This window comes from Gordonibacter pamelaeae 7-10-1-b, from assembly GCF_000210055.1.
GTDB classification, from domain to species: domain Bacteria; phylum Actinomycetota; class Coriobacteriia; order Coriobacteriales; family Eggerthellaceae; genus Gordonibacter; species Gordonibacter pamelaeae.
Genome location: NC_021021.1, coordinates 2190686 through 2212019 on the forward strand (window position 1 = coordinate 2190686; position 21334 = coordinate 2212019).

Annotated in this window: 29 protein-coding genes and 1 pseudogene; 1 reads left to right on the forward strand and 29 read right to left on the reverse strand. The window is 64.5% G+C overall.

What is annotated here, in order from left to right; translation table 11 throughout:
• The 11 genes and pseudogenes from nagA to GPA_RS10165 all read right to left on the reverse strand — a co-directional run.
• Window positions 1–952: N-acetylglucosamine-6-phosphate deacetylase (gene nagA, locus GPA_RS10120; protein WP_041239440.1), on the reverse strand; the 952-nt coding region annotated here is incomplete at its 3' end.
• 138 nt (window positions 953–1090) lie between these two features.
• On the reverse strand, window positions 1091–1828 hold the full coding sequence (nagB, locus tag GPA_RS10125) for a glucosamine-6-phosphate deaminase (RefSeq protein ID WP_015539812.1): 738 nt from the start codon (window positions 1826–1828) through the stop codon (window positions 1091–1093).
• Window positions 1829–1932: 104 nt separating this feature from the next.
• The gene (locus GPA_RS10130) at window positions 1933–4122 is read right to left on the reverse strand and encodes a hypothetical protein (RefSeq protein WP_041239441.1); all 2190 of its coding nucleotides are present in this window, start codon (window positions 4120–4122) and stop codon (window positions 1933–1935) included.
• A 92-nt stretch (window positions 4123–4214) separates the two neighbouring features.
• The gene (locus GPA_RS10135) at window positions 4215–4841 is read right to left on the reverse strand and encodes an adenylate kinase (protein ID WP_015539813.1); all 627 of its coding nucleotides are present in this window, start codon (window positions 4839–4841) and stop codon (window positions 4215–4217) included.
• Between the two features lie 70 nt (window positions 4842–4911).
• A complete protein-coding gene (locus tag GPA_RS10140; RefSeq protein WP_015539814.1) occupies window positions 4912–5679 on the reverse strand; it encodes a TorD/DmsD family molecular chaperone in 768 nt (255 codons plus the stop codon).
• Window positions 5680–5702: 23 nt separating this feature from the next.
• Window positions 5703–6818 (reverse strand): NrfD/PsrC family molybdoenzyme membrane anchor subunit, encoded by a 1116-nt coding sequence (gene nrfD, locus GPA_RS10145; RefSeq protein ID WP_041239442.1) that lies wholly within the window; start codon window positions 6816–6818, stop codon window positions 5703–5705.
• Between the two features lie 12 nt (window positions 6819–6830).
• A pseudogene (locus GPA_RS10150) lies at window positions 6831–7265 on the reverse strand (4Fe-4S dicluster domain-containing protein); the annotation flags it as partial.
• A gap of 12 nt (window positions 7266–7277) precedes the next feature.
• On the reverse strand, window positions 7278–7451 hold the full coding sequence (locus tag GPA_RS20175) for a 4Fe-4S dicluster domain-containing protein (protein WP_227155231.1): 174 nt from the start codon (window positions 7449–7451) through the stop codon (window positions 7278–7280).
• 14 nt (window positions 7452–7465) lie between these two features.
• Window positions 7466–10237: a molybdopterin-dependent oxidoreductase gene (locus GPA_RS10155; protein ID WP_015539817.1), complete on the reverse strand. Its 2772-nt coding sequence runs from the start codon at window positions 10235–10237 to the stop codon at window positions 7466–7468.
• 228 nt (window positions 10238–10465) lie between these two features.
• The gene (locus tag GPA_RS16865) at window positions 10466–11119 is read right to left on the reverse strand and encodes a TetR/AcrR family transcriptional regulator (protein WP_015539818.1); all 654 of its coding nucleotides are present in this window, start codon (window positions 11117–11119) and stop codon (window positions 10466–10468) included.
• A 123-nt stretch (window positions 11120–11242) separates the two neighbouring features.
• On the reverse strand, window positions 11243–11464 hold the full coding sequence (locus tag GPA_RS10165; protein ID WP_041239443.1) for a hypothetical protein: 222 nt from the start codon (window positions 11462–11464) through the stop codon (window positions 11243–11245).
• A 20-nt stretch (window positions 11465–11484) separates the two neighbouring features.
• Between GPA_RS10165 and GPA_RS20405 the strand changes: the two genes are divergently transcribed.
• Complete coding sequence (locus tag GPA_RS20405) at window positions 11485–11799, forward strand: response regulator transcription factor (RefSeq protein ID WP_083809063.1); 315 nt, start codon at window positions 11485–11487, stop codon at window positions 11797–11799.
• Window positions 11800–12071: 272 nt separating this feature from the next.
• Here GPA_RS20405 and secY read toward each other — a convergent pair whose 3' ends face one another.
• The 18 genes from secY to rplB all read right to left on the reverse strand — a co-directional run bounded on the left by secY (window position 12072) and on the right by rplB (window position 20987).
• On the reverse strand, window positions 12072–13352 hold the full coding sequence (gene secY / locus GPA_RS10175; RefSeq protein WP_041239445.1) for a preprotein translocase subunit SecY: 1281 nt from the start codon (window positions 13350–13352) through the stop codon (window positions 12072–12074).
• On the reverse strand, window positions 13346–13795 hold the full coding sequence (rplO, locus tag GPA_RS10180; RefSeq protein WP_015539819.1) for a 50S ribosomal protein L15: 450 nt from the start codon (window positions 13793–13795) through the stop codon (window positions 13346–13348). Before rplO ends, secY begins: the two co-directional genes overlap by 7 nt.
• Before the next feature lie 183 nt (window positions 13796–13978).
• Window positions 13979–14170, reverse strand: coding sequence for a 50S ribosomal protein L30 (rpmD, locus tag GPA_RS10185; RefSeq protein WP_015539820.1), 192 nt, complete (start codon window positions 14168–14170; stop codon window positions 13979–13981).
• Complete coding sequence (rpsE, locus tag GPA_RS10190; protein WP_015539821.1) at window positions 14170–14700, reverse strand: 30S ribosomal protein S5; 531 nt, start codon at window positions 14698–14700, stop codon at window positions 14170–14172. Before rpsE ends, rpmD begins: the two co-directional genes overlap by 1 nt.
• A gap of 15 nt (window positions 14701–14715) precedes the next feature.
• On the reverse strand, window positions 14716–15084 hold the full coding sequence (rplR, locus tag GPA_RS10195; protein ID WP_015539822.1) for a 50S ribosomal protein L18: 369 nt from the start codon (window positions 15082–15084) through the stop codon (window positions 14716–14718).
• Between the two features lie 40 nt (window positions 15085–15124).
• The gene (gene rplF, locus GPA_RS10200) at window positions 15125–15667 is read right to left on the reverse strand and encodes a 50S ribosomal protein L6 (protein ID WP_015539823.1); all 543 of its coding nucleotides are present in this window, start codon (window positions 15665–15667) and stop codon (window positions 15125–15127) included.
• Between the two features lie 19 nt (window positions 15668–15686).
• Window positions 15687–16085, reverse strand: coding sequence for a 30S ribosomal protein S8 (gene rpsH, locus GPA_RS10205; protein ID WP_015539824.1), 399 nt, complete (start codon window positions 16083–16085; stop codon window positions 15687–15689).
• Between the two features lie 111 nt (window positions 16086–16196).
• Complete coding sequence (locus tag GPA_RS10210; RefSeq protein WP_041239446.1) at window positions 16197–16382, reverse strand: type Z 30S ribosomal protein S14; 186 nt, start codon at window positions 16380–16382, stop codon at window positions 16197–16199.
• A gap of 71 nt (window positions 16383–16453) precedes the next feature.
• A complete protein-coding gene (gene rplE / locus GPA_RS10215; RefSeq protein ID WP_015539826.1) occupies window positions 16454–17002 on the reverse strand; it encodes a 50S ribosomal protein L5 in 549 nt (182 codons plus the stop codon).
• A gap of 122 nt (window positions 17003–17124) precedes the next feature.
• Window positions 17125–17448, reverse strand: coding sequence for a 50S ribosomal protein L24 (gene rplX, locus GPA_RS10220; protein WP_041239447.1), 324 nt, complete (start codon window positions 17446–17448; stop codon window positions 17125–17127).
• Between the two features lie 16 nt (window positions 17449–17464).
• Window positions 17465–17833, reverse strand: a complete 369-nt coding sequence (rplN, locus tag GPA_RS10225) for a 50S ribosomal protein L14 (protein ID WP_015539828.1) — start codon at window positions 17831–17833, stop codon at window positions 17465–17467.
• Between the two features lie 48 nt (window positions 17834–17881).
• Window positions 17882–18142, reverse strand: a complete 261-nt coding sequence (gene rpsQ / locus GPA_RS10230) for a 30S ribosomal protein S17 (RefSeq protein WP_015539829.1) — start codon at window positions 18140–18142, stop codon at window positions 17882–17884.
• Window positions 18143–18167: 25 nt separating this feature from the next.
• A complete protein-coding gene (gene rpmC, locus GPA_RS10235) occupies window positions 18168–18362 on the reverse strand; it encodes a 50S ribosomal protein L29 (protein WP_015539830.1) in 195 nt (64 codons plus the stop codon).
• Window positions 18363–18785 carry a 50S ribosomal protein L16 gene (rplP, locus tag GPA_RS10240; RefSeq protein ID WP_015539831.1) on the reverse strand — a complete coding sequence of 141 codons (423 nt, stop codon included), beginning with the start codon at window positions 18783–18785 and terminating at the stop codon, window positions 18363–18365.
• Window positions 18786–19499, reverse strand: a complete 714-nt coding sequence (gene rpsC, locus GPA_RS10245) for a 30S ribosomal protein S3 (protein ID WP_015539832.1) — start codon at window positions 19497–19499, stop codon at window positions 18786–18788. It lies immediately after the preceding gene.
• A 5-nt stretch (window positions 19500–19504) separates the two neighbouring features.
• On the reverse strand, window positions 19505–19846 hold the full coding sequence (gene rplV, locus GPA_RS10250; RefSeq protein ID WP_015539833.1) for a 50S ribosomal protein L22: 342 nt from the start codon (window positions 19844–19846) through the stop codon (window positions 19505–19507).
• Between the two features lie 15 nt (window positions 19847–19861).
• Window positions 19862–20134, reverse strand: coding sequence for a 30S ribosomal protein S19 (rpsS, locus tag GPA_RS10255; protein ID WP_041239448.1), 273 nt, complete (start codon window positions 20132–20134; stop codon window positions 19862–19864).
• Between the two features lie 22 nt (window positions 20135–20156).
• Window positions 20157–20987, reverse strand: a complete 831-nt coding sequence (gene rplB, locus GPA_RS10260) for a 50S ribosomal protein L2 (protein WP_015539834.1) — start codon at window positions 20985–20987, stop codon at window positions 20157–20159.
• Window positions 20988–21334: the final 347 nt, after the last annotated feature.

Consider the following 21334-nt stretch of genomic DNA (forward strand, 5'->3'; position numbering starts at 1 on the left):
CCATGTCGCGCACCGCCACGGTCAGGCAGCGCATGAGGTCGCTCACCGAGCCGGCCAGCGCACCGTTGTCGATGGTGGCCACGGGGCCGCGCACGGTGACGTCCTGCCCGCCCAGATCGTAGGTGCCGTCCTCGAGGCCGGCCGCGCGCAGCGTGTCGCTGATGAGGATCATGCGGTCGTCGCCGAACAGCTGGAAGGCCAGGCGCACCATGGCGGGATGGATGTGCACGCCGTCGGCGATGATCTCGGCCGTCACCTCGCCGTGCTCCACGGCGGCCGGGATGGGGCCGGGCTTGCGGTGGTGCATGGGGTCCATGGCGTTGTACAGGTGCGTGAGCTGGCGCGCGCCCAGCTCGAACGCGCGGACGGCCGTGTCGTAGTCCGTGCAGGTGTGCGCGAGCGAGATGCGCACCTCGTCCGCCATCTCGCGGATGAACTCCTCGGCGCCCGGCTCCTCCGGCGCGATGTCCACGAGCTTGAACAGGCCGCCGGCCGCCTCCTGCAAGCGGCGAAACTCCTCGGCGGAGGGGTTGCGCACGTAGTCGGGGTTCTGCGCGCCCACCTTGCTCGGCGAGATGAAGGGGCCCTCCATGTTGATGCCCACGAGCGCTGCCTCGTCCGCAGCCGGCTCGTAGGCCGACGCAGCCTGCGCGGCGCGCATGAGCACGTCCTCGGGCAGCGTCATGGTGGCCGGGCACAGGGCCGTGATGCCGCGCGAGGCCTCGTAGGCGCCCATCTTGTGCAGGCCCGCCAGGTCGCCATCGCTTATGTCGGCACCGGCGCTGCCGTGGAAGTGCAGGTCCACGAGACCCGGGATCACGTAACAGCCGGACGCGTCGACCACGTCGCCCTCCGTACACGCGGCCTCCCCGACGAACAGGCCCCCGTCCGCGTGCACGTCGCGCTCGACGAACCCTTCGCCGTCGAACACGCTTCCGTTGATGATGCGCATTGCCGTTCCTTTCTCTTTTTCGCCCATTCTGCCATGTCAAGAGGGGAAAAGAAGGACCTCCACCAAGCGAGCAGAGATCCTTCGACATACTGTGGGTCCTCGCGCCGATACTTTGGCGCGAGGGCTTCTCCTGATGCTTTATGCCAGGTCGCGACAGAGCTCGCCGGCGGCGGGGTCCACGATGACGGTGGCGTTGGGGTGGAACTGCAGGATGGAGGCCGGCACCTGCGGGGTCACCGGGCCGAAGAACGCCTTCTTCACGATCTCGGCCTTGTGGGAGCCCTCTACCACCACGAGCACGCTGCGCGCGGCCATGATGGTGCCGATGCCCATGGTGTAGGCCTGGCGCGGCACGTCGTCGATGGAGTCGAACAGGCGGCTGTTGGCCTGGATGGTGCTCTCGGTGAGGTCGACGCAGTGCGTGGTCGCAGGGAACGTGTCCTCCGGCTCGTTGAAGCCGATGTGGCCGTTCGGCCCGAGGCCGAGCAGCTGCAGGTCGATGCCGCCCGCCGCCTCGATGGCCTCCTCGTAGGCCGCGCACACGGCGTCGGCGTCGGGGTTCGCGCCCTCGGGCACGTGCGTGCGCGCCTGGTCGATGTCCACGTGGTCGAACAAGTGCTTCTTCATGAAGTAGCGGTAGCTCTGGTCGTGCTCGGGGTCGAGGCCGCGGTACTCGTCCAGGTTGAACGTGGTCACGTCGGCGAAGCTGATCTTGCCGGCCGCGCAGTCCTCCACGAGGCACGCGTACAGCCCGATGGGCGTCGTGCCCGTGGCCAGCCCCAGCACGCAGGATGGGTCGGCGTCCACGTAGGAGGCGATACGGTCGGCCGCCTGGCGGCTCATGTCCTCGGTGCTCTCGGCGATGATGAATTCCATGGAACCCTCTCTTCCCTTGCGTTTCTTACGTTCTCTGGCGTGCCGGCCGAAACGGCGGCACGGCGTCACCCTCGGCGCCGGAGGGGCACCGGAGGGGTTGGTACCTAGGTCCAGAACTGCGCTGTCTCGATGACGTCCTGGTACGCCCAGGGGTACACGTCGGAGTACCAGCCCGTCTCGGGCACGAAGCACACGAGCACGCTGTACAGCACCGACACGACCACCAGCACCAGCAGCACCTTCATGAGCAGGTTCTGCGCCATCGAGCCAGGCGGCAGGTTCTCGTTCACGATGAACGCCAGCAGCACGACGGCCGCCAGGAACATGAAGCTGAAATCGGCGAAGTAGCGTTGCAGGATGCCGGCCATCTGGGCGTCCAAAAGCGCCACGATAACGCCCGACGCCAGCAATACCACGATGACGCCCATGATGGTGCGCGTGGAGCGCTGGCGCATGCGGAGCGTGAGGATGCGCTTCGCGAACGGCAGCACCCACAGCACCGGCAGGCACGCCAGGATGCCGCCGAACGTGACCTCCTTGATGGTCTGCCCCATGTAGGTGGTGTCGAACGGCGCCGGCTGCACGTACGGGAACACGCCCGTCACGCACGGCGGCTGCAGGAAGTACGCGAACAGCGCCGGCGCGAGGCGGCCCAAGTTCCAGCCGCGCTTCGTCATGTCGTTCACCGTGAGGTTGTAGTTCGCCCCGAAGTCGGTGAGCGAGCCGAAGCGCGCGTAGTTGTAGCCCATGAGGCCGGCCGCCACCACCGCGTAGGGTGCCACGAGGCAGGCGAACTCGCGCGCGCCGCGCGGCGAGAACAGGCGCCGCTCCGTGATGTAGGCGCGCCAGAACAGCGGGAAGGCCAAAAGCGACAGCACGACGAGCTGCGGGCGGCACCCCACCACGAGCGCCATGCACAGCGACCCCGCCAAATACCATTTCTCCGGCCCGGCAGAGCGCGCCGCCGACGCGCGGCCGCGCATCCAGAAGTACAGCCCCCACACCGAGAACGCCAGCCCCAGCATGATGGGCAGCGAGTAGAAGGTGGGGAACTTCAGCAGGTACAGGATGCCGCAGCAGGTGACGAGCGGTATCTGCAGCAACAGGTAGAGCCCTAGGCTCACCCGCTTGAAGTGGTAGCGCGCAAAGCGGTCGAGCAGTGCCGAGCAGCCCAGCACGAAGGCGACGCACGCGATGAGCACGCCGATGGCCGTAGGGAAGTTCGCGCCGGTGAGCAGGTAGAACGGCAGGTAGAACAGCACGACCGGCACCACGCCGAAGTAGACGTAGTAGTGCCCGTCGTGGTAGGCCACGTCGAACAGGTAGGGCTCCCCCGTCTCCTTCTGCGCCTCGTCGCGCGCACCCTTGTCGTAGGGGTCGGCCATGTCCTGCAGCCACTGGGGCGGCTCCTCCTCAAGGTAGAGCTGGCCGTGCGCCATGGCCTTGGCGAGCTCGGCGTACTGCTGGGCGTTGTCGCCGCCCACCTCGAAGGTGTTCACGATGCTGTGCCCGTCCCACGAGCCGCTGTTGTAGCCCTGCGTGGCCACGCCTACCAGGTTCGACCCCATGAACAGGAACGTGGCCATCAGCCAGACCTCGATGACCACCGTGGCGATGATGGCCGCCTTCGACTTGCGCGGCTCGTCCACGATGTGGATGCGGTAGATGGCCGAGCGCGGGCGGAACGCGAACGCCAGGAGCAGGATGCCCGCGGTGGCCAGGAAGCGCCCCGCGTTGAAGTCGAACGGATGGTGCGCGTTCAGCACGATGTCCGAGAGCTTGATGGGGTAGCTCACGTTCTCGCCCGTGACCTCGATCCGCAGGTTGTCCACGAGGCCCGTGGTGTTCAGGTTGATGTACTCGCTCTGGTCGGACAGGGTGGACACCGCCACGTCGGGCACGCCCACCGTGTACTCCGTGGAGTCGAAGTACGTGTGGTGCGCGTCGTCGGTGAACTGGATCTTCACCGTGAGCTCCTGGGCGGGCTGGCGGTAGTCGAAGTTGAGCCAGATATTGTGCACCTCGGTGTTGAGGTTCGAGAACTCCAGCGTGTGGTTCACGGCCGTGAGCTTGTACTGCTCGTCGGTTGTCTCCTGCAGGTTGAGCTTGTCGTTCAGGCTGATGGAGTTGTAGCCTGCAGACGTGAAGAAGTTCAGGTTGAACAGGAACGTCTCCAACAGGAGCGCCACGGCGAGGATGGCGAGGATGCTCTTCGCCAAGTGCCTGACCGCCGGCCGATGCGCGCGCATGAAGCCCGTGTAGGCGTAGGAAATATTTTGGCGGACAGTAGGCATACTGGTAACGAATTATAGATGAAAAAAGGCGGACGGGGCAGCTCGCGCCCCATCCGCCTTCAAGATTGCGTGCAAAACGCCGCGTTCGGCGCCTACAGGCCCAGCGCCTTCTTCACGTCGGCGTACACCACGTTCGGGTCGCGGTCGCCGTCGATGGAGACGAGCAGGTCGCAGCCGCGGTAGTAGTCGATGAGCGGCGCCGTGGACTTCTCGTACACGTCGAGGCGGTTGCGCACCGTGGCCTCGTTGTCGTCGTCGCGCTGGTACATCTCGCCGCCGCACTTCGGGCAGGTCTCGTCAGCGGCGGTGCCGATGTAGTTGCAGTCGCGGCACATGCGGCGCGAGGTGAGGCGCTTGACGATGACCTCGGGGTCCACGTCCACGAGCAGCGCCGCGTCCAGCGGGCGGCCCAGCTTGGAAAGCTCGGCGTCGAGAGCGACGGCCTGGGCGGACGTGCGCGGGAAGCCGTCGAGGATGAAGCCCTTCTCGGTGTCCGCGTCCTGCAGGCGCTCGGTCACCAGGCCGATGATGACGTCGTCGGGCACGAGCTCGCCGGCGTCCATGTAGGACTTGGCCTTCTTGCCCAGCGGCGTGCCGGCTTTGACGGCCGCGCGCAGCATGTCCCCCGTCGAGATGTGCGGCGTGGCGAACTCTTCAACCAGCTTGGCCGCCTGCGTGCCCTTCCCGGCACCCGGCGCCCCCAACAACACGATGTTCATGAGTGATTTCCTTTCGACATACCATCGATGCCCCGTATTGTAGCAAACAGCAAAGCGCACCGATCATATTTCAGAAGAAAGACGGAAGGAGGGCGCGGCGGCGCGGCGGCCCCCGCTCGACCGACCCCGCAATGCAGCCGGCCCCGCATGCGGGGCCGGCCAGGGTCTTCCCTGCGCTGAGGGAGGGGGTTTGCGCAGGGAACGGAGGGGTTGGTATCGAACGAGCCCACGCGGCTTCCATGATCATGACGGCGATGCCGCGGTAGAAACCGGTTTGCGCGGCGGCCTTCATCTCCTTCGCGTATTCGTACGCCCAGCGCCCGAGGTGCTGGGACAGGAAGCGCTCCCGCGTACGGGCGGCCTCCTCGGCACGGTCGGCATCGCCCTCGTCAAGCGCGTCCAGCTCCTCGGACAAAAGATGCTCCACGAAGGAGAACTCGACGCCTATCTGATCGGGGCTGTCCTTCACCTCTTCGGACATGCAGCAACCGCTTTCGGCATAGAACCGATTCAAGCTGCCGAGCGTCCCCTGGGCAGGATTGGAAACGTACAGAGACTCGTACGGAGGCCGAAGCTCGTTCTTGTTGACCCCGCGCATCAGGTGCACCCGGTCCTTCGCCAACTCGGCCAGCGTCTCCTCGACGGGCATACCCTGGCGCTCGCGGGCGTAGCGCTCGATCTCGTGCATTCCCACGTCGTCGGATGCGGGCGCGGCCGCAAGCTCCTGCAGGCTGGCCACCAACTCCTCGTCGGGCAGCGTCAGGAACAGCGAGCTCAAAAACGCATAGGCGGACCTCTTCTGCTCAAGCTCGCGGCGGTACTCTGCGGATTCAACCATCGTCTTCAGCCTCCTTCTTGTCGTTAGGCCTGCTCGCCGGCGTCGTCAGCCGGTACGAGCTTGGAATTGAACGCCACCATGACAAGCAGCACGGCCAACCCGACGACGGCGCCGGCCACCATGAACTCGGAGACGCTCGGCACGTACACGTTCACCATCTGAGGCCCGGTGGAGGGCTGCAGGAACGGGATGAACAGGCCTTCGCTGATCTCGCCGTACGTGGGGTAGATGCTACCGCGCACCACGTAGACGAACTTGGACAGCAGCACGCCCGCAAGCGCGAGCCCCGCCGCAACCGTCACGCCCTTGTCGAGCAAAAGCAGCGCCGCGGGCACCACGATGCCGGCCACCACGTGCGTCCAGAAGATCCAGGCATACGAGCCGAACATGACGGCCTCGAACGTGCGCAGGACGAAGTCGTTGCGATAGACCAGCAGCATACCCTCGCCCAGCATGATGGCCGCGTTGGCGATGAGCAGCGCGCCGGCCAGCTTGACGATGACGTTGCGCGCGGCTCCGGTCACCGCGCCCAGCAGCAGCGCGATGGCGCACCCGGCAACGGCCATCTGCACGAGGGAGATGGCGATCTCCGCCGGAGACTCCCAGCCGAGTTTACCGGGAATCGAGCAGAACATGACGGCAGTGCCCAGCACCAGCAGCACGGAGAACACGCCCGCGCCGATGGAGGCGACCTTCGCAAGCCCAGGCTTGGCGAAGCGCAGCCCCACGATGAGCAGCACGCCGAAGACGAGCGTGGCGGACAGCAGCCACACGTCGAGCAGCAGCGGCGACGCCATGTTCGGCGCGAGGAACAGCCGCCACATGCCGAGCGGCCGACCAAGGTCGGGCAGGATGGCCAACCCGGCGCATGCCGAGCATACCACGCCCACCACGGCCAGCTTCAGGCGCGAGAACATCGCCGGCTTGCCGACGGCCGCCAGGAACAGCGCGCCCGCGCCGACCGCCTCGAAGAACAGGAACAGCGAGATGTACAGGCCCCACGGCACGTACGAGGTGATGTTCGTGATGCCCTCGATGAACGAGTACTGCTGCACCAGGGCGAACACGCCCAATGCGAGGAGCACGAGGCACACGGCCCCCACGCCGAGGAACACGCTCTTGTTCATTTTGATATCCATGACCATGCCTCCTTACACCAGACCGGCGTAATAGACGCTCGGCTTGGTACCGAGGTCTTCCATGAGCGGCTTGGCGCCCAGCTTCTTGATCATCACGTTGATCTCGGAAGTCGGGTCGTCCAAATCGCCGAACCAACGGCTTTTCGTGATGCACGTCTTCACGCACGAGGGCTCTTCGCCCTGGGCGGTGCGCTCCTTGCACATGACGCACTTCTCCACCACGCCGATGGGATGCTCGGACGCGCGCATCTCCTCGTAGGGCGTCATCTCGTAGCCTTCGTAGTAAGGCGTCGCAGACTGGTCCACGTCGTGGTAGCTGCGTGCGTTGTAGGGGCACGCGTTGATGCACATGCGGCAGCCGATGCACTTCTCGTAGTCCACCTGGACGCACTGGTTCTCGTCGTAGTAGCTGGCACCCGTGGGGCACGCGCTCACGCACGGCGCGTCCTGGCAGTGCTGTCAGGCTATCGGGAGGACGGTTTGCCCGGAATTGGGGTATTCGCCGTACTCGCCTTTCAGCACCTTGCACCAGTACATGCCCGAGGGCGTCGCATTCTGGTACTTGCACGCCATCGTGCAGGCGTCGCAGCCCGCGCACGTGCTGGCGTCGATGAGCATTCCGTATCGAGTCATTTCCCTCCCCCTTCCTAAGCCTTGTAGATCTTGACGCGCACGGTGTCGATGACGCCGCCGTGGATCGGGTCGATGTACCCGAAGTCACCACTCATCAGATCGTTCATGTTCGTGTCCTCGACGAGGTCCTTGCCCATCCACGAGGTCTTGCGTCCGCGCGCGCCGCCGATGCCCACGCTGTCGGGGCGGACGGTCTCGGTGAGGTGCGCCTTGCCCTTCGTCGTGCCGAACAGCGATTCGACCGTGATCAGATCGCCCTCGTTGATGCCCTTGTCGGCCGCGGTCTTCGCGTTGACCAGGATGGAGTTGTCGTCCGGCATGTACTTGCTCGAGTAGTCGCGGCGGATGGGGTCCTGGTCCATGTTGGCCAGGCGGAACATGTAGAACGGCTGGCGGTAGTTGAACCCGTACAAGTCGTACTCGGCCGGCGCGGAGTCGATCTGGCGGTTCTCGGGCCAGTACGGCACGGCGCAGTAGCGGCGGCGCAGCTCGTCGATGGGGAACTTGATGGTGCCCTCAAGATCGAAGCCGCTCTCCTGCACCTCGCGCAGCTTGGGAATGAGGAAGTCGCCCGAGCGCTTCTGCGCCTCGAGGTACACGGTGAAGCGGATCTTCTGGTTGCGGTGCGAGGGGTACACGTCCGCGCCGTAGAAGCCGTTGTACGGCATCATCTTCACCTTGTCCAGGTGGTCGAGGCCCTTGTCGGGTCCGAACGCGCTCTTCAGGCAGCGGTCGAACATCTCCTCGGCGGTGTACTTCACGCCCGGCTCAAGCTTGTACTCGGGATTCTCGAACTGCACGGCCGCCGGCGGCACCTGGCCGAAGCCCGTGAGCGCGGCGTAGCCGATGCAGCCGTTCTGGTTGGCCGTCTCGTTCCACAAATCGATGAGGCCCATGCGGTCGAAGATCTCGATGAGCTGGTCGTTGCCGTCCATCGTGTTGAACATGGGCTTCATGCCCTTGCGCACCACCACGCCGCGGTTGGAGGCCGCGAACGCCGGGTCGGTGTTCGTCGCCGAGCCCTCGTTGCCGGGGAACAGGTGGCAGGTATGCGTTTCGAGCGATGCGTGCTCGGGCAGCAGCAGGTCGGACAGCATGGCCATCTCGTCCATATGGTAGCAGCCCTGGTAGATAACGTAGTCGACGCTCTTCATGGCCTGCTCGGCAACCTCGGGGTCGGCCGTGACCGTGATGGGGTTCGAGCCGCACGACACCACGACCGACGGCTTGTAGTCGAAGCCGTACTTCTCGGGGTCGCACATGGTGCGCATCATGAGGGTGTTCGTGGAGTGGCGGTGCGGGAACACGTCGGCGTAGTCGAGGCCCTGCGGCGGCCAGTTGAACTTCGTGCACGTCTTGGCCTCGAAGTAGGGCTCGGTGGTGCCGTCCAGCTCGTTGGGCAGGTAGTCGCAGTACATGTTCGAGATGATGCCGCCCGGGTTGCCCACGTTGCCCAGGAGCATGTTGAGCACGCGGCTGTAGATGTCGCAGAGCGTGCCGTCTTCCTGGTTGGTGATGCCGCGGCCGATGATGACGGCGGCGGGACGCAGCGGCAGCGTTTGGCCGTCGATTTCAACCGTAGAGCCGAACGAGGCGTATTTCACCAGGTTATTGGCGATCTCGCGGATCTTGTCGGCGGGAACGGAGCTGTACGCCTCGGCCCATTCCGGCGTGAAGTCTTTGAGAGATTCTTTGAAGGCTTGGAATGCGGGCTGACAGGCGACGCCTTCAACCTCATAATTGCCGAACAGAGCAGGATCAGCGAGCGACGGATCGTCATGAGACTTGGCGGAATCGGACGATGCATCCCAGATCAAGGGCTTGCCGTCGGCGCCACGGACATAATCGCCGTTGGCGTCGATCAGGTAAGGCGAGTTGGTCCTGTTCTTCACGAACGGCTCGTCGAAGCCGTTCTCGATCTTGTAGAGCATGCAGTGCATCCACGAGTACACGAGCGAGAGGTCGCTGCCCAGCTTGGCCGACACCCATTCGCCGCGCGTGGCCTCCATCGAGGCGCGCGGGCCCACCGTGACGAACTTCAGGCCGCGGCGGAGACCGTCTGCGAAGCTGCGCGCGTCGCCGCCCGCCAGACCGGAGTCATAGCCCACCGACTTGCCGAGGATGACCAGGTAGTCGCAGTACACCGCGTCGTAGTTCACCGTGGGGAACGCCGAGAGCGTGTAGCAGCCGCCGTAGTGGATGGCGCACATCTGGCCCTTCGTGGAGCTGGAGTTCGGCGTGCCGAGCGCCATGGCCCACAAGCCGATGCCCAGGGTTGCATGGCCGCTCTCATAGGGGGCGAAGCTGTACATCTGCACGAGCTTGCGGATGTCCGTGTCGTAGCATTCGCGGATCTTCTCGGCAGCCGTGTCGAGCGCCTCGTCCCAGGTGATCTCCACCCAACCGGGGTCGACCTCCAAGCCCTTCTCGGGGTTGGTGCGCTTCATGGGCGCCTTGATGCGATGCGGGTTGTACACGTTCATGATGGCGCTCTTGCCGCGCGGGCAGAGCGTTCCGGCGTTGTTCGCGCGATCGGGGTCGCCCTCGATGTTGACGACGACACCGTCCTTCATGGTGGCGACGAAACTGCAGCTGCCGCACAGCATGCACATGCGACAGTGGCCGTACACCTCGCCCGTCTCGCCCTGCGCCGCCGCGTTGGGCGCGTTCGCGAACGCCTTCACGGGCTTGTACGTCAGCGAGCTGCCCAAGGCGGCAGCGGCACCCAGGGCGCCGGCGCCCTTCAGCAGGGTGCGCCTCGTGACGTTCATCGTGTTCAGGTTCATAGTCTAGCTCCTCCTTACTTGACGTGCGTTTTGGAATCCTTCTCGTGTCCTGCTCCTGAAGATTGAGGTTCCCTCCTCGTTCCTCGATCCCTCCTTTCGATGCCGGCCCGCCTTCAGACGGTCGTGATTTCGGTACAGGTATCCAGACATCGCGCTGCGATGGCTTTCGAATGGGAGTGCTGCGATGGGGATTGCGCAGGCCGCGCGCTTGCGGGCGGCCTGCCTGCGTCATTCTTCGGCGGCTCCGGGAGCCTGCTCGCGGCCTTCGAACAGAATATCGAGTTTTTGCTTGAACAGAAGCTCGTAGGGGTAGTCGTAGCGGTACATGCCCTTGTCGAGCTCTTGGAAGAAGATGGCCACCACGATCTGGGCGAACACGCGGCTGTCGTAGGAGCCGGTAAGCGTGCCCGCCTCCTTCGCGCGCTGGATGATGGCGGCGTAGATGCTCACCAGCTGGCCGCGCGTGGCGAGCTCGGCGTCGAGGTGCTCGCGGCTGGCGTAGATCTCGTAGCTGTAGGCCAGGCGGATGTCGTTCGCCTGGAGCTCGGTCACGTCCTCCGCGCCCTCCGGCGAGAAGAAGATGCCCTGCGTACCGCGGATGTCCTCCAGCAGCACGGCGAGCACGGCCTCGCTCGCCGGCATGTCCTCGGGGAGGTCGTCCGCAAACGCCCGCAGGTGCTCGACGGAGTTCTTGCCGATCTCGGTGAGGAAGTCCCCCTTGGACGGATAGTAGCGGTAGAGCGTGCCGGTGGATACCTCGGCCTTCTTCGCGATATCGCTGAGCGTGGTGTTCTGGTACCCGTTCTTCAGGAACAGGTCGGCAGCCACCCGGTAGATACGCTGCTTCGTCTTCGAGCTGCAGATGTACCCTTTCGCTGACATACGCATCCTCCAGCTACGGCCCCACACCGTCCCGATCCTATATTGAGTCCGAACTCAATTTTGAGTTCGGACTCATCTTACGACCGTTTGTGTCGTTTGTAAAGAGAAATATTGAGTTTGGACTCAATATTTCCTGGAGTCGAGGATGGCAAGCTCCCGCAGGCCCACTTCCCTCATGCAGAACGAGCCGTCGGGCTGCTGCTCCAGCACGTTCGCGCTCTCGCCGAGCACCGCGGACGGGCATGCCTCCCGCACTGCCGGCACGAACGCGCACGGGAACGCCGCGCTCGGGACGGCCGGGTTGAAGTCGCAGGGAATCCCCGCGCCCGCCGCCCAGTCGCGCACCGCCGCCGCATCGCCGCCGAATGCCTTCGCGCACTTCAGGAAGGGGTCGTCTTCCCCCTACCCCATCCAAGGGTAGGCCGCCTGCAGCCCCGCGCTGGCCACGAACGGCTTGTTCTGAAGACCTGTCCGCCCGCGAGATAGAGGTGTTCGACCTGCTGGCCAAGGGCCGCGGCACCGCCTACATCCAGGACAAGCTCTACATCTCGCCCCACACGGTGAAGTCGCACACCTACAAGATATACCGCAAGCTGGGCGTGAGCTCGCGCGAGGAGCTGCTCACCCTCGTGGAGAACGCCCCAATCGGCGACGACGGCGACGGGGCGGAGACGATCTGACGCCAGGCCTGCCTGCTGTTGTCCCTCGTGAACGGGAAGTCGCCGTTCTTGATAGAAAATGAAGGCTAGGGAGGCCGCTGCGGGCAAGCGAGAACGCGCGGGCCGCTCCCGAGACGATAGCGGCCCGCGCGAGGCAAGGGCAACTGGCGCCGTTGCCCGAGAAGGAATGCAGGAGTCCCTGCGCAGGTGGAGCTTTCGACACCGGCCCTGAAAACCAGCATCGGCGGCCCGAGGGCCGCCGATGCGCAGTTCGCCGTTCTTTCGATGCTTCCCTACTTGAAGAAGCCGTCGTAGTTGTGCATCTTCAGCTGGCTCTCCACCTTGCTCATGGTGTCGAGGGCCACGCCGATCATGATGAGGATCGAGGTGCCGCCGAACGCCTGGATGAGCGTGTTGCCGGTGAAGAAGAACACGATGGACGGCACGACCGCGATGGCGGCGATGAAGATGCCGCCGGGCAGCGTCACGCGGTGCAGCACGTTCTTGATGTAGGTGACCGTGGCCGTGCCCGGGCGCACGCCGGGGATGAAGCCGCCCTGCTTGCGCAGGTTGTCGGCCGTGTCCTCGGGGTTGAACACCATGGAGGTGTAGAAGTACGCGAAGAACACGATCAAGAGCACCGTGAGGATCCAGTTGATCCAGCCCGTCGACATCGCGTTGGCCACGTTCGTGAGCCACTCGATGTTGAAGAGCGCCGCCAGCTGCGCCGGGAAGTAGATCAGGCAGCTTGCGAAGATGATGGGGATGACGCCCGCCGCGTTCACCTTCAGGGGGATGTACGTGGACTGGCCGCCCATCATCTTGCGCCCCTGCACGCGCTTGGCGTAGTTAACGGGGATGCGACGCTGCGCGCGCTCCACGAAGATGATCGCGGGGATGCACGCCAGCACCACGAGGATGATGAGCGCCGTGATGGCAATGCCCATGCCCAAATCCGCCGTCAGGTTCACCGACGAGAAGATGGCGCTCGGCACGCGCGACACGATGCTCACGAAGATGATGAGCGACATGCCGTTGCCGATGCCGCGCTGCGTGATGAGCTCGCCCATCCACATGATAAACGCGGTGCCCGCCACGAGCGTGAACACGACGATGAAGTCGGTGAGCAGCTCGGGAACCTCCGTGCTGAACACCACGCCGTACGCCGGCGACTTGAACAGGAACAGGTAGCCCACCGCGTTGATGAGGCCGAGGCCCAGCGTCAGGTAACGCGTCACCTGCGTGATCTTCTTGCGACCCGCGTCGCCCTCCTTCGCCCAGCGGCCCACGGCGGGAATGACGCCCTGCATGAGCTGCATGATGATGGAGGCCGTGATGTAGGGCATGATGCCCAGCGAGAACACCGAGAAGTTCGACAGCGCGCCGCCCGTGAACAGGTCGAGCATCGTCATGGACACGCCCGAATCCTGGAACGAATTCGCGAACTCGTTGAACGGGATGCCCGGCACCGGCACGTACGCGCCGAAGCGGTACAGTGCGAGGATAGCCAGCGTGAAGAGGATCTTCTTACGCAGCTCCGGTACCTTGAACGCATCGATGATCGAGCTTAGCAAGGCTCTTCGACCTTTCCTCCAGCTGCTTCGATCTTCGCCTTGGCCGAAGCAGAAACCTTATCGACCTTGACCGTGAGCGCCTTGGTCAGGTCGCCGTCGCCGAGCACCTTCACCAGCGCGTCGGCATGCTTGATGATGCCCTTGGCCTTCAGGCTCTCGCCGTCGACCACGTCGCCGGCCTCGAACTTCTCGTCGAGACGGCTCACGTTGACAGGCAGGTACTCCACATGGTTGATGTTCTTGAAGCCGGGGAGCTTCGGCAGACGGCGCGCGAGCGGGGTCTGGCCGCCCTCGAAGCCGACGCCCTTGCCGCCGCCAGCGCGGGACTTCTGGCCGTTCATGCCGCGGCCGGACGTCTTGCCCGTGCCGGAGGCGGGACCGCGGCCCACGCGCTTGCGGGAATGGGTGGAACCCTCGGCCGGCTTGAGATCCTTCAATTCCATGGTTGTGACTCCTTCTCAGTCGCAAACGGGCCTGCGGCCCGCGCTGGCAGCTCGCCGCCAGCTAACTTCCGTTATGCGTTCCGCCCTTGGCGGAAACGCGATCACGCCGCGGAGGCGGCGATGATTCACAATCGAGTATGATAACACGCGCCGCCCGGAGGCGGCGCGCATATCTTCGATGATTTACAGCTCTTCGACCTGCACGAGGTGCTTGACCTTGAAGATCATGCCGCGCACGCAGTCGTTGTCCACCTGGTCGACCGTACGGCCGATCTTGCCGAGGCCGAGCGCACGCAGCGTCTGGCCCTGGTCGGCTTTGCGGCCGACGGAGCTCTTCACCTGGGTGATGCGCAGCGTCTTCTTCGCGTCTGCCATTACTCCTTCTCCTTCCAGCCGTAGATCTTCGCGACGGACGTGTCGCGGCGCGCGGCCACCTGCTCGGGGCTCTCCATGTTCTTGAGGCCCTCGGCGGCCGCCTTCACGATGTTCATGGCGTTATTCGTGCCGAGAGACTTCGTGAGCACGTCGGTCACGCCGGCGAGCTCCATGATGGCGCGCACCGGGCCGCCGGCGATAACGCCGGTACCGGGCGTGGCCGGCTTGATGAGCACGCGGCCAGCGCCGTAGATGCCCATGATCTCATGCGGCAGCGTCTTCTCGGGCGTCAGCGGCACGGTGAACATGTTCTTCTTCGCGTCCTCGACGCCCTTCTTGATGGCGATGGGCACTTCCTGGGACTTGCCCATGCCCACGCCGACGCGGCCGTTGCCGTCGCCGACGACCACGAGCGCGGTGAGCGCGAAGCGGCGGCCGCCCTTGACGACCTTGGACACGCGGTTGATGTAGACGACGCGCTCCTGGAGCTCGGGAACCCCGGCGTCGTTCTGCTGCTTGTTACGAGCCATAAGCTTTAACCCCTTCTAGAATTTCAGGCCGGCTTCGCGAGCCGCATCGGCCAGAGCCTGCACGCGCCCGTGATACAGATGACCGCCACGGTCGAACACGACCTCCGTGACGCCGTTCTCCTGCGCCTTCTTGCCGACGATCTCGCCGAGGGCAGCCGCGCCCTCGACGGTGCCGCCCTTCTTGCCCGTGGCCTTGAACTCGGCACCGAGCGTGGACACGCCGCAGATGGTCTTGCTGGCGACGTCGTCGACGAGCTGGACGTAGATGTTGTTGTTGCTGCGCGTGACGCACAGGCGCGGACGCGCCGCCGTGCCGGAAACCTTGCCGCGCACGCGGCGATGGCGGCGAGCCAACCCGGCTTGTTTCTTCTGAAGCTTGTTCATGATTATCCCTTCGATCTCAAACCGTGTAGAGGCTCAAACGTTAGTCGCCCTTGGCGGCCTTGCCCAGCTTGCGACGCACATGCTCGCCCTCGTAGCGAATGCCCTTGCCCTTGTAGGGCTCCGGCTTGCGCCACTTGCGGATGTTCGCCGCCACCTGGCCGACCTGCTCCTTGCTGGGGCCGGACACGATGATCTCGGTTTGGCTCGGGACCTCGAACGTGATGTTCTCCGGCGCCTCCACGAGCACGGGATGAGAGAAGCCGAGCTGCATCTCCAGGTCCTTGCCCTTGAGCGCGGCACGGTAGCCGACGCCCACGAGCTGGAGCTTCTTGGAGAAGCCGTTCGCGGTGCCCTCGACCATGTTCGCGATGAGCGTGCGCACGAGGCCGTGGAAGGCCTTCGCGTCGCGGCTGTCGTCCGGGCGCTCGACGATGATGTCGTCGCCCTCGCGCTTGATGATCATGATCTCGGGGAAGCTGCGGGTGAGCTCGCCCTTCGGGCCCTTGACCGTCACGGTGGTGCCGTCGATGGTAACGTCGACGCCGGCAGGAACGGTGATGGGCTGTTTGCCGATACGAGACATATCTACCTACCTCCCTTTCCTACCACACGTACGCGATGACTTCGCCGCCAACGCCCTTTTTGCGGGCGTCGCGGTCGGTCATCACGCCGAGGCTCGTCGAGATGATTGCGGTGCCGAGTCCGCCGAGCACCCGGGGCAGCTCGTCCTTGCCCGCGTAGATACGCAGGCCGGGCTTCGAGATGCGCTTGATGCCGCGGATGGTCTTGGCCTTCTTGTCGCCGTACTTCAGCACGATCTCCAGCGTCGCGCGGGGCTCGCCCTCGACGACGTCGTAGCGCTGGATGTAGCCCTCTTCCTGCATGATGCGGGCTATCTCGACAAGCTTCTTGCTCGACGGCATGGAAACCGTCTGCTTGCCGGCAGAGTTTGCGTTACGCACGCGCGTAAGCATGTCTGCGATGGGGTCGGTCATGGTCATGGTTCTGTTCTCCTTTGGTCCGTGATGAGCCGCGCGCACGGTTCGTCGGCGCCCGTAACGCCTCCGCCTTCTACGCGGGCACACCCTTGAACGTGACTTGAGTCTGGCGGCTTACCACGAAGACTTGGTCACGCCGGGCAGTTCGCCTTTGTTGGCCAGCTCGCGCAGGCACACGCGGCACAGGCCGAACTTGCGGTAGTAAGCGCGGGGGCGTCCGCAACGCGTGCAGCGGTTGTGCTGGCGCGTCGAGAACTTCGGCTCGCGCTTCGCCTTGGCGATCATCGATTTCTTAGCCATGCAATTCCTTCTTTCCTATCCTCGACCCGCGCTCGCGCGCGGGTGCAAGTACCATCGTGGGATCAAGCAACCTACTTGTCCTTGAAGGGGAAGCCCAGCGCGGAGAGCAGCGCGAAGGCGTCCTCGTTGTTGTCCGCGGTCGTGACGACCGTGATATCCATACCGCGCGTGCGGTCGATCTTGTCGTAGTCGATCTCCGGGAAGATCAGCTGCTCGGTGATGCCCATCGTGTAGTTGCCGCGGCCGTCGAAGCTCTTCGGCGAGATGCCGCGGAAGTCGCGGACGCGCGGGAGGGCGGTCGCCAGCAGGCGGTCCAGGAACTCCCACATGCGGTCGCCGCGCAGCGTGACCTTGCAGCCGATGGCCTGGCCCTCGCGCAGGTGGAAGCCGGCGATGGACTTCTTGGCGCGCGTGACGCAGGGCTGCTGGCCCGTGATGGTGCGCAGATCGGCCATGGCGGCGTCGAGCAGCTTCGAGTCGGAGGCTGCGGCGCCCACGCCCATGTTCACGACGATCTTCTCGAGGCGCGGGACCTCGTTGATGTTCTTGATGCCGAGCTCCTGCTCGAGCTTGGGCACGATCTCGGTCTTGTACTGTTCCTTCAGGCGAGGAGCGGTCATTTCGTTTCCTTTCGATGAATTAAACGCAGGATTTCCGACCCGGCGTCCCCGGCGGTGCCGGGGTCATGTTCATGCGGTTGCCGCGCTGCGCGCCGTGGCGGCGCGCAGCGCCCGCAGGCTTGCTATTTGTCGATGTCCTTGCCGCACTTCTTGCAGACGCGGATCTTCTTGCCGTTCTCGTCGCGCTTCTTGCCCGTACGCGTGGGCTGCTTGCACTCGGGGCAGATGACCATGACGTTGGACACGTGGATGGGGGCCTCCATGGTGGAGATGCCGCCCTGCGGGTTCTGCTGCGTGGGGCGCATGGCCTTCTTGATCATGTTGACCTTCTCCACCACCACGCGCTCCTTCTGCGGAAGCGCGCGCAGCACGACGCCCTCCTTGCCCTTGTCCTTGCCGGACAGAACCTTGACCTTGTCGCCCTTCTTGATGTTCATACCACTCATATTACGCACACCTCCCCTACAGCGTTTCCGGTGCCAGAGACACGATCTTCATGTACTTCTTGTCGCGCAGCTCGCGGGCAACGGGCCCGAAGATGCGGGTGCCGCGGGGCGCGCCGTCGTTGTTGATGAGCACGGCGGCGTTCTGGTCGAACTTGATGTAGCTGCCGTCGGGGCGGCGGACTTCCTTCTTCACGCGCACGACGACGCAGCGCACGACCTCGCCCTTCTTGACGTTGCCGTTGGGCGCCGCTTCCTTCACGCTGCAGATGATCACGTCACCGAGGCCCGCGTAACGGCGCTTGGAGCCGCCGAGGACCTTGATGCACTGCACCTTGCGAGCGCCGGAGTTGTCGGCCACTGCGAGCATGGTTTGCATCTGAATCATTGCTGTAACCTAACTTTCCTCTTACGGGCATGCATGCGAGCACGCAGGCTATTTGGCCTTTTCCACGATCTCGATCAGACGCCAGCGCTTCATCTTGGACAGCGGGCGCGTCTCCATGATGCGCACGGTGTCGCCGACGCCGGCCTCGTTGTTCTCGTCGTGGGCGTGGAACTTCTTCGTGGTCGTCATCATCTTGCCGTACACGGGATGCGGCTTGCGCTCCTTGACTTGCACGACGCAGGTCTTGTCGTTGACGGCGCTCACCACGGTGCCCTGGCGGACCTTGCGGGAGTTACGATCTTCACTCATGTATATAACCTTCCTTATCCGCGCTCTAGGCGTTCAGCTCGCGGGCACGCATCTCGGTCTGGATGCGGGCGATGTCCTTTTTGACCTGACCCACGCGGGCGGTGTTGTCGAGCTGGCTCGTGGCCATCTGGAAGCGCAGATTGAAAAGCTCCGCGCGCGCTTCTTTGAGTTTCGCCTGCAAATCGTCGGCAGAAAGCTCACGGATCTCTGCTGCTTTCATTTATTCCTGCCCTTCCGTTTCCTTGGAAACAATCTTGCACTTGATGGGCAACTTGTTGATGGCGAGACGCAGAGCTTCCTTGGCGGTCTCCTCGTCGACACCGTCGATCTCGAACATGATGCGGCCGGGCTTGACGACGGCGACCCATGCCTCGGGGTTGCCCTTGCCGGAACCCATGCGGGTTTCTGCCGGCTTCTGCGTGATAGGCTTGTCGGGGAAGATCGTGATCCACACCTTGCCGCCACGCTTCATGTGACGGGTCATGGCGATACGGGCTGCCTCGATCTGGCGGTTGGTGATCCAGTGCGCCTCGAGCGCCTGGATGCCCCACGTGCCGTGGTTCAGCCGGGTGCCGCCCTTGGCCTTGCCCTTCATGGAACCACGCTGCACCTTGCGGTGCTTGACGCGCTTAGGTACGAGCATTTACTTCGCCCCCCTCTCGTTGCGGTCGTTGCGACGGGAACGGTTCGGGCGGGAGCTGCCCTCGAGCGCCGGGTTCGGCGCCTTCTGGCCGGGGAGCATCTCGCCGTGGTACACCCACACCTGCACGCCGATGGAGCCCATCGTGGTGGCGGCGGTGCAGAAACCGTAGTCGATCTTCGCGCGCAGCGTGTGCAGCGGCACGCGGCCCTCGCGATACCACTCGCGACGGCTCATCTCCGCGCCGCCCAAGCGGCCGGAGCACTGGATGCGGATGCCCTTGGCACCGCTCTTGCGGGCGGACTGGACCGCCTTGCGCATGGCGCGACGGAAGGCCACGCGGCCCTCGAGCTGCTCGGCCACGGACTGCGCGATGAGCGCGGCATCGAGCTCGGGGCGCTTGACCTCGACGACCTCGATGGACACCGGGCCGCTGGCAACCTTCTCCAGCTTCTTGCGCAGGGAGTCGATCTCGGCGCCCTTCTTGCCGATCACGACGCCCGGGCGGGCCGTGGTGACGATGACCTTGATCTTGTCGCCGGCGCGCTCGATCTCAACCTTGGAGACGGCGGCACGGGCGAGGTACTTGTCCAGGAACTTCCTGATGGCCAAGTCGTTTTCCAGGTTCTTGGCGTAGTCCTTGTCGGAGTACCAACGGCTGCGCCAATCTTCGGTGATGCCAAGGCGGAACCCGGTGGGGCTAACTTTCTGACCCATACGGCTTATGCCTCCTCTCGCGGTGCAACGATGATCGTGATGTGGCTCGTGCGCTTGCGGATGCGCGACGCGGAGCCCTTGGCGCGCGGACGGATGCGCTTCAGCGTGGGGCCCTCGTCGACGAAGGCCGTCTTCACGATGAGCGATTCCGGACGCACGTGGTGCTGGTGCTCGGCGTTGGCCACGGCGGAGTTCAGCGTCTTCTCGACGGCTTCCGCCACACCGCGGTTCGTGAACGCGAGGATCTCGCGGGCCTGGATAACGGACTTGCCGCGGACCAGGTCTACTACGATGCGCGCCTTGCGGGGCGAAACGCGGACATAGCGTGCTACAGCTTTAGCTTCCATTGTTTTCACCCCTTCTTATCGCTTGCCCTTGTCGGCGGAGTGACCCTTGAACGTGCGGGTCGGGGCGAATTCGCCCAGCTTGTGGCCGACCATGGATTCGGTGACGTAGACCGGCACGTGCTTGCGGCCATCATGCACGGCGATGGTGTGCCCCACCATCTCCGGGAAGATGGTGCTGGAGCGCGACCAGGTCTTCACGACGTTCTTCTCGCCCGCCGCATTCATCTTCTCGATACGATCAAGAAGCCGCGGCTCAACGAAAGGACCCTTCTTCAAACTTCTACTCACTATTACTCCTTAACGCTTTGCGCTACTTCTTGCGACGGCGGATGATCAAGCGGCTCGAAGCCTTCTTGGGATTGCGGGTGCGATGGCCCTTCGTGGGAACGCCCCACGGGGTGACCGGGTGACGACCAGCGGACTTGTTCTTGCCCTCGCCGCCGCCGTGCGGGTGGTCGACCGGGTTCATGACGGTACCGCGGACGCTGGGGCGGATGCCCTTCCAGCGGTTGCGTCCGGCCTTGCCGATCTTGATGTTGGCATGCTCGGCGTTGCCGACCTCGCCCACCGTGGCGCGGCACGTGATGAGCACGCGGCGCATCTCGGAGGACGGCATGCGCAGGATGGCGTAGTTGCCCTCCTTGCCCATGAGCTGGATACTGGTGCCGGCGGAACGCGCGATGGCGGCGCCCTTGCCCGGCTGCAGCTCCACGGCGTGGATGAGCGTGCCGACGGGGATGTTGGCCAGCGGCAGCGCGTTGCCCGGCTTGATGTCGGCCTCGGGGCCGCTCATGACGGTGTCGCCCACGCGGAGGCCCTTCGGATGAAGGATGTAGCGCTTCTCGCCGTCGACGTAGTGCAGAAGGGCGATGCGGGCGCTGCGGTTCGGGTCGTACTCGATGGTAGCGACCTTCGCGGGCACGCCGTCCTTCTGGCGCTTGAAGTCGATGATGCGGTAGCGGCGCTTGTTGCCGCCGCCCTGGTGCCGCGTCGTGATGCGGCCGTTGTTGTTGCGGCCCGCCTTGTTCGACAGCGGCGCAAGCAGGGACTTCTCCGGCTTGTCCGTCGTGATCTCGGCGAAGTCCGAGACCGTCTGGAAACGTCGGCCCGGGCTCGTCGGCTTGTACTGTTTGACTCCCATTACTGTCCTTTCTTCGGATCTTTGCTCGCACGCCTCTCCGTACCCCAAAGACCCCTTGTCGCTTCGTGGACTGCCGATTGCCGCTGCGCCTTGGGGAGGCTTGACGCACGCGACTCCGGTGTACCACGCGTCCGGGTGTATCTATCAATGACCAGACGCAACCGAGAATTATAAACCCCTCCGGGTCAGGTATCAAGAGTTGATTTGCGCACACAACTTGCGCACAAGTTGCGGAGGGTGGTACGAGGGCGCGGAGGGGGCGCCGTGACCGCTCGCCCCGCCTGCCGCCTTCGGCGGCGTGCGGCACGCAGGTTCCCGACTGCCGCCTTCGGCGTTACCGGGGCGAG

Coding starts and splice junctions, on each gene's coding strand:
- rpsE (WP_015539821.1), bottom strand. CDS start 14,700: ATGGCTCGTAACAAGCAGCAGAACGACGCCGGGGTTCCCGAGCTCCAG.
- GPA_RS20405 (WP_083809063.1), top strand. CDS start 11,485: ATGCCTTCGCGCACTTCAGGAAGGGGTCGTCTTCCCCCTACCCCATCC.
- rpsH (WP_015539824.1), bottom strand. CDS start 16,085: ATGACCATGACCGACCCCATCGCAGACATGCTTACGCGCGTGCGTAAC.
- GPA_RS20175 (WP_227155231.1), bottom strand. CDS start 7,451: ATGACTCGATACGGAATGCTCATCGACGCCAGCACGTGCGCGGGCTGC.
- rplP (WP_015539831.1), bottom strand. CDS start 18,785: ATGCTCGTACCTAAGCGCGTCAAGCACCGCAAGGTGCAGCGTGGTTCC.
- rpmD (WP_015539820.1), bottom strand. CDS start 14,170: ATGGCAGACGCGAAGAAGACGCTGCGCATCACCCAGGTGAAGAGCTCC.
- nagB (WP_015539812.1), bottom strand. CDS start 1,828: ATGGAATTCATCATCGCCGAGAGCACCGAGGACATGAGCCGCCAGGCG.
- rpmC (WP_015539830.1), bottom strand. CDS start 18,362: ATGAAAGCAGCAGAGATCCGTGAGCTTTCTGCCGACGATTTGCAGGCG.
- GPA_RS10210 (WP_041239446.1), bottom strand. CDS start 16,382: ATGGCTAAGAAATCGATGATCGCCAAGGCGAAGCGCGAGCCGAAGTTC.
- rpsQ (WP_015539829.1), bottom strand. CDS start 18,142: ATGAGTGAAGATCGTAACTCCCGCAAGGTCCGCCAGGGCACCGTGGTG.
- rplO (WP_015539819.1), bottom strand. CDS start 13,795: ATGGAATTGAAGGATCTCAAGCCGGCCGAGGGTTCCACCCATTCCCGC.
- rpsC (WP_015539832.1), bottom strand. CDS start 19,499: ATGGGTCAGAAAGTTAGCCCCACCGGGTTCCGCCTTGGCATCACCGAA.
- rplX (WP_041239447.1), bottom strand. CDS start 17,448: ATGAGTGGTATGAACATCAAGAAGGGCGACAAGGTCAAGGTTCTGTCC.
- GPA_RS10130 (WP_041239441.1), bottom strand. CDS start 4,122: ATGCCTACTGTCCGCCAAAATATTTCCTACGCCTACACGGGCTTCATG.
- GPA_RS16865 (WP_015539818.1), bottom strand. CDS start 11,119: ATGTCAGCGAAAGGGTACATCTGCAGCTCGAAGACGAAGCAGCGTATC.
- nrfD (WP_041239442.1), bottom strand. CDS start 6,818: ATGGATATCAAAATGAACAAGAGCGTGTTCCTCGGCGTGGGGGCCGTG.
- rplF (WP_015539823.1), bottom strand. CDS start 15,667: ATGTCTCGTATCGGCAAACAGCCCATCACCGTTCCTGCCGGCGTCGAC.
- rplV (WP_015539833.1), bottom strand. CDS start 19,846: ATGGAAGCTAAAGCTGTAGCACGCTATGTCCGCGTTTCGCCCCGCAAG.
- GPA_RS10140 (WP_015539814.1), bottom strand. CDS start 5,679: ATGGTTGAATCCGCAGAGTACCGCCGCGAGCTTGAGCAGAAGAGGTCC.
- GPA_RS10155 (WP_015539817.1), bottom strand. CDS start 10,237: ATGAACCTGAACACGATGAACGTCACGAGGCGCACCCTGCTGAAGGGC.
- rplE (WP_015539826.1), bottom strand. CDS start 17,002: ATGACCGCTCCTCGCCTGAAGGAACAGTACAAGACCGAGATCGTGCCC.
- rplN (WP_015539828.1), bottom strand. CDS start 17,833: ATGATTCAGATGCAAACCATGCTCGCAGTGGCCGACAACTCCGGCGCT.
- rplB (WP_015539834.1), bottom strand. CDS start 20,987: ATGGGAGTCAAACAGTACAAGCCGACGAGCCCGGGCCGACGTTTCCAG.
- GPA_RS10135 (WP_015539813.1), bottom strand. CDS start 4,841: ATGAACATCGTGTTGTTGGGGGCGCCGGGTGCCGGGAAGGGCACGCAG.
- rplR (WP_015539822.1), bottom strand. CDS start 15,084: ATGAACAAGCTTCAGAAGAAACAAGCCGGGTTGGCTCGCCGCCATCGC.